The organism is Streptomyces sp. NPDC048473 (assembly GCF_043200155.1).
Classification (GTDB): Bacteria; Actinomycetota; Actinomycetes; order Streptomycetales; family Streptomycetaceae; genus Streptomyces.
The window spans coordinates 17,349-31,660 of record NZ_JBICXE010000009.1; the positions used below are offsets into that span (position 1 = coordinate 17,349).

The following is a 14,312-nucleotide window of genomic DNA, read 5'->3' on the forward strand; positions in this document are numbered from 1 at the left end:
TGTCGTCCGTCCGCCGGTCCCAGCGGGCGAAGTCGGATGCGGCTCGTAAAGATGTGAGATGACGGGCGCGTGCGACGGGGCAGGCGAACGGACGACCGTGCGGGCCCGAGAAGGGACGAACACTGTGGCACGACCCAGGATTCTCGTTGTCGGCGCCGGTTTCGCCGGGGTGGAGTGCGTACGCCGACTGGAGCGCGGGCTGATCCCGGGCGAGGCGGAGATCGCGCTCGTCGCCCCGTTCTCGTACCAGCTCTATCTGCCCCTGCTGCCCCAGGTCGCGGCAGGTGTGCTCACCCCGCAGTCGGTCGCGGTGTCGCTGCGCCGCAGCCGCAAGCACCGCACCCGGATCATCCCGGGCGGGGCCATCGGAGTGGACCCCAAGGCGAAGATCTGCGTCATTCGCAAGATCACCGACGAGGTCGTCTACGAGCCCTACGACTACATCGTGCTCAGCCCCGGGAGCGTCACCCGTACCTTCGACATCCCCGGCCTGCTCGACAACGCCCAGGGTATGAAGACGCTGGCCGAGGCGGCGTACGCACGTGACCACGTGATCGCTCAGCTCGACCTCGCGGACGCCAGCCACGACGAGAACGAGCGGGCTTCGCGCCTGCAGTTCGTAGTGGTCGGCGGCGGATACGCGGGCACCGAGACGGCCGCCTGTCTGCAGCGCGTCACCACCAACGCAGTCAAGCGCTACCCACGGCTCGACCCGAAGCTGATCAAGTGGCATCTCATCGACATCGCCCCGAAGCTGATGCCCGAACTCGGGGACAAGCTCGGCCGGAGCGCCCTGGAAGTACTGCGCGCACGGGGCATCGAGGTGTCGCTCGGCGTCTCCGTCGCCGAGGCCGGGCCGGAGAAGGTCACCTTCACCGACGGCCGGGTGGTGCCCTGCCGCACCTTGATCTGGACGGCGGGAGTCACCGCGAGTCCGCTGGTCGCCACATTCGACGCGGAGACCGTACGCGGCCGGCTGGCGGTGACACCCGAGATGAACCTGCCGGGCTTCGACGGCATCTTCGCGCTCGGCGACGCCGCGGCCGTACCGGACCTGAGCAAGGGCGACGGGGCGGTCTGCCCGCCCACCGCGCAGCACGCCATGCGCCAGGGCCGCAGGCTCGCCGACAACCTCATCGCCACGCTGCGGCACCAGCCGTTGAAGCCGTACGTCCACAAGGATCTCGGTCTGGTCGTGGATCTCGGCGGCAAGGACGCGGTCTCCAAGCCTCTCGGCGTCGAGATGCACGGAATCGTCGCGCAAGCGGTGGCCCGCGGCTACCACTGGTCGGCGCTGCGGACGAATGTGGCCAAGGCACGGGTCATGACCAACTGGATGCTCAACGCCATCGCGGGCGACGACTTCGTACGCACCGGTTTCCAGGCCCGGAATCCGGCCAAGTTGCGCGACTTCGAGTACACGGATGCCTATCTCACACCGGCGCAGGTCCGCGAGCACACCGCCTCACTGCACACCGGCACCTGACCTCGTACAGCTCGGAAAAGAGATCCGCGCACCGCTCGGAAAAGAATCCGCCTCCGCACCGGTCACATTTCCCGGCCGGTGCGGGACATACCTCCGACGGACAGAACGCCCGCCGAAGCGGCGAGCAAACGCCGGGGTTCGCTCCATGGCGGGCGCGATCTCGTCGAAGCGCACGGCGGACATGTCATGCAGGACGAATGCCGGCCGCTCGGCGGGGGCGAGCGTGTCGAGCACCACGAGCATGGCCTGGCCGACCGAGTCGGCCAACACCGCCTGCTGCTCCGGGCCGATTCCGGTCTCGTCGCCCGCGACCGCGTCGGGCAGGTCGGCGTCCCAGGAGTCCTCGCGCCGCGTGCCGCGTGAGCGCAGCATGTTGAGGCAGACCCGCCCCACCACTGTCGTCAGCCACCCGCCGAGGTTCTCCACCTCGCGGGTGCCGGTGCTGTTGAGCCGCGGCCAGGTGCCCTGGACGGCGTCCTCCGCTTCGCTGAAGGAGCCGAGCATCCGGTAAGGCCACGACCCGTAGCCGGGGCCGGTGCTCCTCGAAGCGGGCCGCCAGAAGTTCCTGTTCGTCCATCGGCCACATTCCTCTGTCGCGACGTGTCAAGGAAGTGACCCACGAAACCGGGCCGTTGTGACCGATGCCGGGCGGCGGCACGCCACCGGTTCGCCCCGAGCGTCCGAATGACGGGGCAGGGCCCGCCGGAACGGCGGCCCCTGCCCCACACCTGCGGCCGGTCGAATCAGCTGTTGCTCTCGTGCCCGGCCGTCAGCCCGGGATCCCGTTCCACCACCGGGTCCAGGATGTCGTCGATGCCCTTCAGCAGCTCCGCGTCGAGTGTCACACCCGCCGCCCCGACGTTCTCCGTCACCTGCTCGGGCCGGGAGGCGCCGATGATCGCGGCGGAGACATTGGAGTTCTGCAGCACCCAGGCGACCGCGAGTTGGGCAAGACTCAGACCGGCCTGGTCGGCGAGCGGCCGCAGCCGCTGGACGCGCTCCAGCACGTCGTCGCGGAGCCAGCCGGCGACCATGCTCGCGCCGCCCTTTTCGTCCGTCGCCCGAGAGCCGGCCGGGAGTGGCGCACCGGGCTTGTACTTGCCTGTGAGGGCGCCCTGAGCGATCGGCGACCAGACGATCTGACCGATGCCCAGCTCCTCGGACGCGGGCACCACCTCGCCCTCGATGACCCGCCACAGCGCCGAGTACTGCGGCTGGTTGGAGATCAGCGGCACCTGCAGTTCGCGGGCCAGCCCATGTGCGGCGTGGAGCTGGTCGGCCGTCCACTCCGAAACGCCGATGTAGAGGGCCTTGCCGGAGCGGACGACATCGGCGAACGCCTCCATGGTCTCTTCCAGCGGGGTCGAGTGGTCGTAGCGGTGCGCCTGGTACAGGTCCACGTAATCCGTCTGCAGGCGGCGCAGCGAGTTGTCGATGGACTCCATGATGTGCTTGCGGCCGAGTCCCCGGTCGTTGTGCCCGGGGCCGGTCGGGAAGTAGACCTTGGTGAACACCTCAAGTCCCTCGCGGCGCTCGTTCTTGAGCGCCCGGCCCAGGACGGCTTCGGCCCGCGTCTCGGCATAGACGTCCGCCGTGTCGAAGGTGGTGATCCCGGCGTCGAGGGCGGCGCGGATACAGGCGGCTGCCGCGTCCTCCTCCACCTGGGAGCCGTGAGTGAGCCAATTTCCGTAAGCGATCTCACTGATGGTCAGACCGCTGCGGCCGAGTCGGCGGAATTCCATGTGCCTGCTCTCCCTGTGCTCGTGAGGGACGGATCATGCAAGGGCGGTCCATGCTATTCCGCCGTCCGGCCCCGCTCGGGCAGGCTCAGGCATCCGGGACGGTGCGGTGGACCGTACGGAGGAAGGCCACGTTGTCCGGAGTGTGCCGGATCCGGTCCAGCAGCGTTTCGAGTGCTGTCTGCGGGTCCCTGGAGTGCAGCGCGCGCCGCAGTCCACGTACCGCCCTCAACTCGTCTTCAGAGACGATGAGTTCATCACGCCGGGTGCCGGACGCCGGGATGTTCACGGCCGGGTAGGTGCGCCTGTCCGCCAGTGTGCGGTCGAGCCGGAGTTCCATGTGCCGGTGCTCTTGAGCTCTTCGAAGAAGTAGTCGTCGGCGCGGGAGCCGGTCTCCACCAGCGCGGTGGCCAGGATGGTGAGGGAGCCACCCTCCTCGGTGAGGCGTGCGGCGCCGAAGAGCCGCTTGGGGCCGACCAGGGCAGCTGCGTCGACGCCGCCGCTCAGGGTGCGTCCGCCCGCGGCTGACGCGTTGTTGTGGGCGCGGCACAGCCGGGTGAGGGAGTCCAGCAGGATGACGACGTCCTGGCCCTGTTCGACCAGGCGCTTGGCGCGTTCGACCGCGAGTTCGGCGAGCGCGATGTGCTCCTTCGCGGGCCGGTCGAACGTCGAGGCGAGCACCTCGCCCCGTACGGACCGGCGCATGTCCGTGACCTCCTCGGGGCGTTCGTCGAGCAGCACCACCATCAGATGGCACTCGGGATGGTTGGCGGCGACGGCTGCGGCGACCTGTTGCAGCAGCACCGTCTTGCCGGTCCTGGGCGGCGCGACGATGAGTCCGCGCTGCCCCATGCCGATCGGGGAGACCAGGTCGACGAGGCGCATCGCCGGACTGCCGGACGGTGTTTCCAGGCGCAGCCGTTGCCGGGGGTGGAGCGGGGTGAGATCACGGAAGTGGGGCCGGCCGCGCAGCGCCTGCGGGGAACGGCCGTTGACCCGTGAGACCCCGGACAGGGTGCGGGGCCGGTCGCAGGAGCCTTCGACGACATCGCCCTTGCGCAGGCCGTGGCGGCGGATCAGGGCGGCGGAGACCTGTACGTCGCCGGGGGAGGGGTGGCCGCCACGGACGCGCAGTGCGCCGTGCCCCTGGTGCGTGATGTCGAGGACGCCGACGGCCTCGGTGGGCAATTCCTGCTGAGCGACGGGGTGTTCGAGGGTGCTGGTCATATGGAGTGGTCCTTTCGCGGACATGGCGAATGAAGGGGCCCGGACGGCATGGGGGCGGAAGAGATCACGCCCCGGACGGTGGGCAGGAAAGCCCGGACGGGGACAGCCCGTACCGGACTGGAAGAAGTGGTGCGGGAAAGCTGGATCGCCGGTCAGCAAGGACGGGCGCAGCAGCTCCACGAGGGTGAATCGGCACCGGCGCCTCACATCGAGGCGTACACATGTACCAACTGCACCGTACCACGGTACACATGCCGGGTCGGCGGCAACGGCTGCGATAACCGGTTGCAGTGGGGCTCGCGGAGTGATGTGGTTCTCCGGGCCGCACGCCCGCTCACCCGTCCTGACCGGCGCCCTCGGCGCAAAGGAGTCACCTTGTCGATACGCATCACCGCACTGACCGACCCCGACCGCGCCGGCACGAGCCACCGGCTGGCGTGGCTGGCGTCCGACCCTGCGGGCAGCCCCGTCGGTTCTGCGTTCCTGCGCGTCTTCACCCGCGAGGGCCAGGACCACCTTGCCGAACTGGAACTCCACGTCCACCCGGCGGAGCGCCGGGGCGGCATCGGCTCACAGCTGCTGGACGCCGCGGTCGCCGCTGCCCGCGAGGAGGGCCGACGCAGCGTCATCACGCAGGTCGAGGCCGGTTCCCCCGGTGATCATTTCCTGCGGGCCAAAGGGCTGCGCAAGGTGCTGACCCTGACGTATGCCCGCCTTCTGCTGTCGAAGGCCGACACCGGGGCTCTGAGCGGGATCGTCGGGCAGCCGCATCCGGGATATCGCCTGGTGTCCTGGGACGGCACCGTCCCGGACGAGCTTGCGCCGACGTTCGCCGCATCGCGCCGTGCCATGGACGACATGCCGATGGACGACACCGACTACGGCGCGGTCATCTGGGACGTGGACCGGGTCCGTGCCGCGGCAGCGGCCGTCGCGGCACGCGGCGAGCTGCTCCACACCGTTGCCGCGGTCGACGAGTGCGACTCCACCATCGCGGGCTTCACCGAGCTGGTCGTTCCGGGCGCCGGAAAGGGCGACGGCCAGCACTACGGCACCGGAGTCCTCCCCGAACACCGGGGGCACGGCCTCGCACGGTGGATGAAGGCGCAGTCCATCCTGCAGGCCCGCGAGCGCCACCCGGCCCTCGACGGGCTGCTGGCGGACACCGCGGACAGCAACACGTACATGCGGAGCGTCAACGACGCACTCGGCTACGAGCCGACGCACAAGTCGGTCGAGTACCAGCTCGATCTCTAGGACCTTCGTCGAGTCAGCCCGCAGGGTCACCGCCCTCCGCCGCCGAGGCCGTGCCCCGGAACACCCCCAGGATCTGCTCGGCCGCCAGCGTGGCCGTCAACTCGCCGTTCCGTACCCGCTGTTCAAGACCCGGAGTGAGCGCGCGCACCTCCGGATGGCCGCGCAGACTTTCCAGCAGCTCGTCCCGCACCATCGTCCAGGTCCAGTCGACCTGCTGGTCACGCCGCTTCGCGGCGAGCCGGCCGGTCGATTCGAGCAGCGTACGGTGCTGCTCCAGCCGCTCCCACAGCGTGTCGAGAGCCGTCGACTCACGGGCGCTGCAGGTGAGGACCGGGGGCGTCCAGGCCACGTCCGCCGGGTGCATCAGCCGCAGCGCGCCCGCCAGTTCACGCGCGGCCGCGCGTGCGTCGCGTTCGTGCGGGCCGTCCGCCTTGTTGACCGCGATGGCGTCCGCCAGCTCCAGGACGCCCTTCTTGATGCCCTGCAGCTGATCGCCGGTACGGGCCAGCGTGAGCAGCAGAAACGTGTCGACCATATTGGCCACCGCCGTCTCCGACTGGCCGACGCCGACCGTCTCCACCAGCACCACGTCGTATCCCGCGGCTTCCATCACCACGATGGACTCCCGGGTCGCCTTGGCCACCCCGCCGAGCGTCCCGGCGGTGGGGGAGGGACGTACGAACGCCGCGGGGTCCACCGCGAGGCGCTCCATCCTGGTCTTGTCGCCCAGGATGGAGCCGCCGGTACGGCTGGAGGAGGGATCGACGGCCAGCACCGCGACCCGGTGACCGAGCCCGGTGAGCATCGTGCCGAGCGCGTCGATGAAGGTGGACTTCCCGACCCCCGGCACGCCGCTGATGCCGATACGCCGGGCGTTCCCGGAATGCGGCAGCAGCTCGCGCAGCAACTGCTGGGCCAGCGCCCGGTGATCGGGGCGGGTGGACTCGACGAGAGTGATCGCGCGCGCGATGTACGCCCGCTTCCCGTCGAGGACCCCCTTCGCATAGCTGTCGATGTCGATCTTCACAGGCATTTGGTCAGCGGCTCACAGCTCGTGGCCGAGCGCGGCGCCGAGCCGCGTCACCAGGTCGAACGCGGCATCCGGAATCACCGTGCCGGGCGGGAACACCGCCGTCGCCCCCGCCTCGTGCAGCGCCTCGACGTCCTGCGGCGGAATCACCCCGCCCACCACGATCATGATGTCTTCGCGGCCCTCGGCGGCCAGCTCCTCGCGGAGCGCCGGTACGAGCGTGAGGTGTCCGGCGGCCAGTGAGGAGACGCCCACGATGTGCACGTCCGCCTCCACCGCCTGCCGTGCCACCTCGGCCGGCGTCTGGAACAGCGGGCCGACGTCGACGTCGAAGCCCAGGTCGGCGAAGGCCGTCGAGATCACCTTCTGGCCGCGGTCGTGGCCGTCCTGCCCCATTTTGGCGACCAGGATGCGCGGACGGCGCCCCTCGGCCTGCTCGAACCGGTCCACCAGCGTCCGGGTCCGGTCCACGGAAGGGGAATCACCTGCCTCGTTGCGGTACACACCGGAGATCGTACGGATCTGGCCCGCATGCCTCCCGTACACCTTCTCCAAGGCGTCCGAGATCTCGCCCACGGTCGCCATCGCGCGTGCCGCGTCGACGGCGAGCGCCAGCAGATTGCCTTCGAGACCGGGGCCGGGAGCCCGCTCGGCCGCCGCCGTCAGCGCCCGCAGGGAGGCCTGGCAGGCCGACTCGTCGCGCTCCTCGCGCAGCCGGCGCAGTTTCTCGATCTGCTGGGTGCGCACCGAGGAGTTGTCGACCTTGAGCACATCGATCTGCTCGTCGGTCTCCACCCGGTACTTGTTGACCCCGATCACCGGCTGGCGCCCGGAGTCGATACGCGCCTGGGTACGGGCCGCGGCCTCCTCCACCCGGAGCTTCGGGATGCCCGCGTCGATGGCCTGCGCCATGCCGCCCGCCGCCTCGACCTCCTCGATGTGCTGCCAGGCCCGGTGCGCCAGGTCGTAGGTCAGCCGCTCCACGTACGCGCTGCCGCCCCACGGGTCGATGACCCGGCCGGTGCCCGACTCCTGCTGGAGCAGCAGCTGGGTGTTCCGGGCGATCCGCGCCGAGAAGTCCGTCGGCAGGGCGAGGGCCTCGTCGAGCGCGTTGGTGTGCAGCGACTGGGTGTGCCCCTGGGTGGCGGCCATCGCCTCCACACAGGTCCGGGTGACGTTGTTGAAAACGTCCTGCGCGGTCAGCGACCACCCCGACGTCTGTGAATGGGTGCGCAGGGACAGCGACTTGGCGTTCTTCGGCTCGAACTCCTTGACCAGCTTGGCCCAGAGCAGCCGGGCCGCCCGCAACTTCGCGATCTCCATGAAGAAGTTCATGCCGATCGCCCAGAAGAACGACAGCCGCGGTGCGAACGCGTCCACGTCAAGCCCGGCGTCCCGCCCGGCCCGCAGATACTCCACCCCGTCCGCGAGGGTGTACGCCAGCTCCAGATCGGCGGTCGCACCCGCCTCCTGGATGTGATAGCCCGAGATGGAGATCGAGTTGTAGCGCGGCATCTTCTGCGAGGTGTACGCGAAGATGTCGGAGATGATCCGCATCGAGGGCTTCGGCGGATAGATGTAGGTGTTGCGGACCATGAACTCCTTCAGAATGTCGTTCTGAATGGTCCCGGCCAGCTTCTCGGGCGCAACGCCCTGCTCCTCGGCGGCCACGATGTACAGCGCGAGTACGGGAAGCACCGCACCGTTCATCGTCATCGACACCGACATCCGATCCAGCGGGATGCCGTCGAAGAGCTGACGCATGTCGTAGATCGAGTCGATCGCCACGCCCGCCATGCCGACGTCGCCGGTCACCCGCGGGTGGTCGCTGTCGTAGCCGCGGTGGGTCGGCAGGTCGAAGGCGACGGAGAGGCCCTTCTGCCCGGCCGCGAGGTTGCGGCGGTAGAAGGCGTTGGACTCCTCGGCCGTGGAGAACCCGGCGTACTGCCGGATCGTCCAGGGCTGGTTGACGTACATCGTCGGATACGGGCCCCGCAGATACGGGGCCATGCCCGGATACGTACCGAGGAAGTCGAGCCCCTCCACGTCGCGCCCGGTGTACAGCGGCTTGACCGCGATGCCCTCCGGGGTCTCCCACAGCAGATCGCCGTCGGAACTGCCGGAGGACTCCTTCACCGAGGCACGCCACTGGTCCTCGGACACCTCGGCGGCGCCGCCCGGTCCGAGCTCGATGTCGGAGAAGTCAGGGATACGCATCACGCCACACCCATACGGTCGAGAAGGGAAGAGAGCACGGCCACCACATCGGAGCCCGCGAAGACGTACTCGTCGACACCGGCGTACTCGCCGGGCCGGCCCGCGAGGAACACCCACTGGGCGCCGGCCGAACCCAGTGCCTCGGCGACCGCCCCGGCCTGCTCGGCGTAGAGCGTGTCGCTGGAGCAGAGGCACGCCACGGTGGCCCCGCCGGCCCTGAACGCGTCGGCGGCCGTTGCCGCGTCGACCGAGACCGGATCGTGGACCGGTTCGATTCCGCCCGCCTGGAACAGGTTCGAGGCGAACGACGCCCGCGCGGTGTGGGCCGCGGCCGGGCCGAGCGCGGCGAGGAACACCCGCGGCCGCTGCCCGGTCGCGGCGAGATGCGCGTCCGACCGGGCGCGCAGTGCCTCGAACGCCTCATCACGACGGACCCTGGGCAGACCGCCCGATGCCGTGGCGGACACCTCGGCGGGGGCCGCCTCGCGCGCCACCGGGCGCTCCGCCAGATGCGGAAACTCGCTGACCCCGGTGACCGGCTCCTTGCGCCGCGCCAGGTCCTTGCTGCGGGCCGCCCATGTGGCCGCGAGACGCTCGCCGATCATTCCCGAGCGCAGAGCGGCCGCCTGGCCACCCGACCGCTCGATCTCCTGGAAGAACGCCCAGGCGGCGTCGGCGAGTTCGGCGGTGAGCCGTTCCACGTACCAGGAACCGCCCGCCGGGTCGATCACCCGGGCCAGATGCGACTCCTCCAGCAGGATCGTCGACGTATTACGGGCGATCCGCCGGGCGAACGCGTCCGGCAGGCCCAGGGCGTGATCGAACGGCAGCACGGTGACGGAGTCGGCCCCGCCGACACCCGCTCCCAGACATGCCAGCGTCGTCCGCAGCATGTTCACCCAGGGATCGCGCCGCGTCATCATCACCGAGGACGTCACCGCGTGCTGGTGCTGCGCCCCGGCGTCAGCGGCCCCGCAGACCTCGGCCACCCGGGCCCACAGCCGCCGTGCGGCCCGCAGCTTGGCGATGGTCAGGAACTGATCGGCCGTAGCCGCGTACCGGAACTCCAGCTGAGCACATGCCTCTTCGACCGGGAGCCCGGCCTCCGTCAGCGCCCGCAGATAGGCGACACCGGTAGCCAGCGAAGCGCCCAGCTCCTCGGCGGCCGAGCCGCCGGCCTCGTGGTAGGGCAGCGCGTCGATGGTCAGGGCCCGCAGTCCGGGATACTCCCGCGCACACCGCTGTGCCCAGTGGACCGCCGTCGTCAGGCCGGGTTCGGCACCACTGCGGGCGGCCTGCCCGAGCGGGTCGGCGCCGAGGTTGCCGCGCGCGGTCTGCGCGCCGACGCCCCGCTCCGTGTAGAGCCGCAGCAATTCCGTCGCCGCAGCGTCGAATTCGCTGCCGGCGTCGAGCGCCACAGGAGCCAGATCGAGATAGACGCCGTCCAGCGCCCGCGCCAGAGCGGACACCGGAACGCCACCGGTACTGCCCACGGTCAGCCACAGTGAAGTGACACCGTTCTCCAGGTCGGCGAGCACCGCCTCGTTGAGGCGTGCAGGATCCGACAGGGTGTGGCGCTGCCGTACGTCCCAGCCGCCCGCCGCATTGCCCTCGGCCTTGCCGCCGCGGGTGAAGGGGGCGAAGCCCGGATATCCGGCATCGGGCGCGCTGTCGCGCGAGGTGTAGAGGGGGCGGGTGATGAGCCCGTCCTCCACCGTGGTGGACAGCGCTTCCTCGGCTGCCGAACCCACAACATCCTTGCCCGACTTGCGCAGCACGCCTTCGACTAGGCTTTGCCACTGCTCATGGGCGGGGTGAGGGAATTCGGCGGCCAACGAAAGCCCGTCAGCAGGCAGGACCGTCATGCCCAGATGCTAGGTCAGGTCTCAGACGAGCAGCAGGGGCTCCGTCTGTGACCTTGCCCTCTCCGAGCGCGCTTGATCCTTCACGCACGGTCGCGTAACCGACCTGGATCCCAGCCTTGGCGCTTCCTCCAGCACACCCGGCATTTGCTCCACAGATCAGCCAGATGGATTGCAGCTGCGATATAAATTCGAATATCTTGTCGCACATGCAGTCCTACACAATCGGGCAGGCGGCACGTCTGCTGGGGGTCAGCCCCGACACGGCCCGTCGCTGGGCGGACGCCGGAAGGGTCGCGACCCACCGTGACGAAGGCGGCCGCAGGCTCATCGACGGCCGTGATCTGGCCGCGTTCTCCATCGAGATCGGCCAGGGCGGGGGAGGCGAGGACGAGACCTCGTACACGTCGGCCCGCAACGCCTTCCCGGGCATCGTCACCGGAGTGAAGCTCGGCGATGTCGCGGCCCAGGTCGAGATCCAGGCAGGCCCGCACCGGCTGGTGTCGCTGCTCACCCGGGAGGCCGTCGAGGAGCTCGGACTGGAGGTCGGCATGCAGGCCACCGCTCGCGTGAAGTCCACCAACGTGCACATCGACCGCGCCTGATCGCGCATCACCTACGACGCGCATCAGCTCCAAGGAGCCCCGCAGACACGACGACCACCCTCACCAGGCGCCGCACCGCTGCCGTCATCGTGACCGCCGCACTGCTGGTCCCGCTCGCCGCCTGCGGCAACGGTGACGGCAACAAGAAGGACTCCGCAGGTGAGTCCGCGGCGGCCTCCGGCGCCCCGGGGCCCGGCTGACGGTGCCGGCCGCGGCCTCGCTCACCGATGTGTTCAAGACCGCAGGCGCCGCGCACGAGAAGTAACACCCGGGTACGAAGGTGACGTTCCCCTTCGCCGGATCCCAGTAACTCGCCGCCCAGGTGAAGCAGGGCGCACCCGCCGATGCCCGGGTCACCGCGGACACGAAGACGATGGACGGGCTGAAGTCCGACACCGCAGCCCCCATCGTCATCGCGAGGAACCGTCTCGTCATCGCCACCGGGGAGGGCAATCCGGAGAAGGTCGAGAACCTGAAGGACCTGACCGACCCCGAGCTGAAGGTCGTCCTCGCCGCCCCCGACGGCACCCTCGCCCTCGCCGACGGCGGCCGGCTGGTCGTCGCGGACTCCCTCGCCGAGGGGACGGCGGCCCTCGCGATCATCGGGACGGAAGCCGTCTCCGTGCACCATGACAGGCCCGGGGGAAGCCCCCGCAACGTCTGGCCCGGAACGGTCCGTGAGATCACCGCCGTGGGCAGCCGGCTCCGGGTGGTGATCGTCTCCGACGAGGCTCCGGACCTGGTTGCCGAGATCACCCCGAGGCGGCGACCGAGCTGGGCCTCAGCGAGGGGACGGCTGTGTGGACCAGCGTCAAGGCAACCGAGGCCACCGTCGTCACCCTGTGACGGAATCACCTCTGTATTCACCGGTTACAGATGATTCGCCACAATGCAGTGTTAAATGACCGAAGTTATGCTGCTGGCAATCCATCCATCAGGAGAGGACGTGCCCGTGGCTGTGGGACCTGTGGAGTACCTCGTCATCGCCTTCCCGGGCAGCCGGTTCACGGGCGCCATCGCGCCGGCGCTGGCCGAAGCGGTCGCGTCGAAGGCGGTGCGGATCCTCGACCTGACCTTTGTGCACCGGGCCGAGGACGGCACCCTCGACCTGATCGAACTGGAAGACCTCGACCCCGATGAACTCGTGTCGTTCGAACCGGTCGAAGGAGTGGTCACCGACCTGCTGAACAGGGAGGACATCCGGGCGCTCGGGGAGCAGGTGCCGCCGGGCAGCTCCGCGGCGCTGATCGTGTGGGAAGACCTGTGGGCGGTGCCGCTCACGGTGGCCGTCCGCGCCTCGGGCGGTCAGGTCGTCGCCCATGAGCGCATCCCCGCCGGCCTGGCGGAAGCGGCCGTGTCCGCCGCCGATTCCGCCGGCTGACCACATCCCGCCGGCCGGCACCGCACCAGGAAGGCTACGACATGCCGATTCGTCGAGGACCGGGAATGAACCGCCGAGGACCGGGCCTGCTCGGAGCCATGGCCCGTACAGCCGTCGTCGCGGGAACCGCTTCGGCGGTCAGCGGACGGGTCCAGCAGCACCAGCAGGCGAAATTCGCCGAACGCGACGCCGCGGAGCGGCAGGCGGCACAGCAAGTCCCCGCCGCACCGCCCGCGGACGATCTCATCAGCCGGCTGGAGCGGCTCGCCGAGCTGAAGAAGCAAGGCATCCTGACCGATGCCGAGTTCGAGGCCCAGAAAGCGAAGATCCTGGCGGACTGACTCGGTCGGGCTGCGGCGGGGAATCGTGCGGTCGGAAATTCTACGGCTGCCGGCCCCGCCCACGCGCCGACAACTGTTCCATGTCGAGCGCGTTACCGCGGAAACACTGCACATTTAATGTGCTGCACCCCCTGACTTGGAGGGGGCGGTTGCGATTTCACATTTCCTTTATCTCCTAAGGTGCCGTCGATCGGCGCTGCTCCGGCGTTTTACTTTGTCGATCTCCCGACCGCGTGCGACGTTTGATCCGGCCAGGCCGAATCAATTCGGATACGTGTCGGGAAAAGGGGAAATTCATCGTGCAGACCGCCAGGGCCGTCCCGGCATCCACCGTCGTCAATCTCCGCGACCTGGGCGGCATCGCTCTGGGTCCTGACCATCGGGTCCGGCCGGGCGCCGTGCTGCGCTCCGGCCAGCTCAGCGGGCTGAACGCGGCGCAGGACATGGCGGTGGCCGCGCTCGGTATCCGCACCGTCGTCGATCTGCGGACCGCCGACGAGCGTGCGGCGGCCCCCGACCGGCTGCCGCCCGGTGCACGGCTCTTCGTCGCCGATGTGCTCGGTGACAATCCGGGCGTGGCACCTGCCCGGCTGCGTGCACTGCTCGCCGACCCGGTCGCGGCGGAGCAGCTGCTGGGGAGCGGGAAGGCCGAGGAGATGTTCGCCGAGACCTATCGGCAGATGGTGCTATCGCCGGGTGCCGCCGCCGCTTACCGGGCCTTCGTCGAGACGGCCGCCGACGAACGCGCCCGCCCGGTGCTCTTCCACTGCACGGCAGGCAAGGACCGTACCGGCTGGGCCACCGCGCTGCTCCTGATGCTGGTCGGTGCGTCACGGGATGTGGTGCGGGCCGAGTTCCTCGCGGTGAATCCGGTCGTACGGGTCGCCTACGCCCCCTACGTACAGGGCTTCCTCGACGCGGGCGGTGACCCGGAGATCGCGTCCGCGATCATCGACGTCCGCCCCCGGTATCTCGACATGGCGCTGGATGCCATGGACGAGAGGTGGGGCGGGCTCGGCGGATATGTGCGCGACGGTCTGAGGATTCCGGAGGCCGTGGTGGAGCGGCTGTGCAGCGGGCTCGTGGTGTCCGCCTGAGCCGAACGCCCGGACCCCGGTCCCTCCCCGGCGTCGTCGGCCGGTCTCTCACGGAAGCGGGAAGCAGCGG

The 14,312-nt window shown here is 69.7% G+C and carries 10 protein-coding genes and 4 pseudogenes; 8 read left to right on the forward strand and 6 right to left on the reverse strand.

Going from position 1 to position 14,312, the window contains the following annotated elements; genetic code table 11:
* Positions 1 to 124 precede the first annotated feature (124 nt).
* On the forward strand, positions 125 to 1,486 hold the full coding sequence (locus ACGFU7_RS17375; protein ID WP_393696669.1) for an NAD(P)/FAD-dependent oxidoreductase: 1,362 nt from the start codon (positions 125 to 127) through the stop codon (positions 1,484 to 1,486).
* Positions 1,487 to 1,579: 93 nt separating this feature from the next.
* Here ACGFU7_RS17375 and ACGFU7_RS17380 read toward each other — a convergent pair.
* The 3 genes and pseudogenes from ACGFU7_RS17380 to rho form a co-directional block, all read right to left on the reverse strand.
* A pseudogene (locus tag ACGFU7_RS17380) lies at positions 1,580 to 2,063 on the reverse strand (sigma factor); the annotation flags it as partial.
* Between the two features lie 166 nt (positions 2,064 to 2,229).
* Positions 2,230 to 3,228 carry an aldo/keto reductase family protein gene (locus tag ACGFU7_RS17385; RefSeq protein ID WP_393696671.1) on the reverse strand — a complete coding sequence of 333 codons (999 nt, stop codon included), beginning with the start codon at positions 3,226 to 3,228 and terminating at the stop codon, positions 2,230 to 2,232.
* Between the two features lie 85 nt (positions 3,229 to 3,313).
* Positions 3,314 to 4,452: pseudogene (gene rho, locus ACGFU7_RS17390) on the reverse strand (transcription termination factor Rho).
* 375 nt (positions 4,453 to 4,827) lie between these two features.
* On the opposite strand from rho, the gene ACGFU7_RS17395 reads away from it, so the two are divergent.
* Positions 4,828 to 5,709 carry a GNAT family N-acetyltransferase gene (locus tag ACGFU7_RS17395; RefSeq protein ID WP_393696673.1) on the forward strand — a complete coding sequence of 294 codons (882 nt, stop codon included), beginning with the start codon at positions 4,828 to 4,830 and terminating at the stop codon, positions 5,707 to 5,709.
* A gap of 13 nt (positions 5,710 to 5,722) precedes the next feature.
* On the opposite strand, the gene meaB is transcribed toward ACGFU7_RS17395, so the two are convergent.
* Genes meaB through mutA form a run of 3 tightly spaced genes read right to left on the reverse strand, consistent with a single transcriptional unit; the run spans position 5,723 to position 10,821 of the window.
* Positions 5,723 to 6,742 (reverse strand): methylmalonyl Co-A mutase-associated GTPase MeaB, encoded by a 1,020-nt coding sequence (gene meaB / locus ACGFU7_RS17400; protein ID WP_393696675.1) that lies wholly within the window; start codon positions 6,740 to 6,742, stop codon positions 5,723 to 5,725.
* A gap of 12 nt (positions 6,743 to 6,754) precedes the next feature.
* Positions 6,755 to 8,956, reverse strand: a complete 2,202-nt coding sequence (gene scpA, locus ACGFU7_RS17405; RefSeq protein ID WP_393696676.1) for a methylmalonyl-CoA mutase — start codon at positions 8,954 to 8,956, stop codon at positions 6,755 to 6,757.
* Complete coding sequence (mutA, locus tag ACGFU7_RS17410) at positions 8,956 to 10,821, reverse strand: methylmalonyl-CoA mutase small subunit (protein ID WP_393696677.1); 1,866 nt, start codon at positions 10,819 to 10,821, stop codon at positions 8,956 to 8,958. Before mutA ends, scpA begins: the two co-directional genes overlap by 1 nt.
* A gap of 206 nt (positions 10,822 to 11,027) precedes the next feature.
* On the opposite strand from mutA, the gene ACGFU7_RS17415 reads away from it, so the two are divergent.
* From ACGFU7_RS17415 to ACGFU7_RS17440, 6 genes and pseudogenes are all read left to right on the forward strand, one after another.
* Positions 11,028 to 11,423: a molybdopterin-binding protein gene (locus ACGFU7_RS17415; RefSeq protein WP_393696679.1), complete on the forward strand. Its 396-nt coding sequence runs from the start codon at positions 11,028 to 11,030 to the stop codon at positions 11,421 to 11,423.
* An 89-nt stretch (positions 11,424 to 11,512) separates the two neighbouring features.
* A pseudogene (locus ACGFU7_RS17420) lies at positions 11,513 to 11,946 on the forward strand (substrate-binding domain-containing protein); the annotation flags it as partial.
* Positions 11,935 to 12,269: pseudogene (locus ACGFU7_RS17425) on the forward strand (TOBE domain-containing protein); the annotation flags it as partial. The pseudogenes ACGFU7_RS17420 and ACGFU7_RS17425, both read left to right, overlap by 12 nt.
* A gap of 106 nt (positions 12,270 to 12,375) precedes the next feature.
* Complete coding sequence (locus ACGFU7_RS17430) at positions 12,376 to 12,804, forward strand: DUF6325 family protein (RefSeq protein ID WP_393696681.1); 429 nt, start codon at positions 12,376 to 12,378, stop codon at positions 12,802 to 12,804.
* A gap of 65 nt (positions 12,805 to 12,869) precedes the next feature.
* Complete coding sequence (locus ACGFU7_RS17435) at positions 12,870 to 13,145, forward strand: SHOCT domain-containing protein (protein WP_393696683.1); 276 nt, start codon at positions 12,870 to 12,872, stop codon at positions 13,143 to 13,145.
* 299 nt (positions 13,146 to 13,444) lie between these two features.
* The gene (locus ACGFU7_RS17440; RefSeq protein ID WP_393696685.1) at positions 13,445 to 14,242 is read left to right on the forward strand and encodes a tyrosine-protein phosphatase; all 798 of its coding nucleotides are present in this window, start codon (positions 13,445 to 13,447) and stop codon (positions 14,240 to 14,242) included.
* Positions 14,243 to 14,312 lie beyond the last annotated feature (70 nt).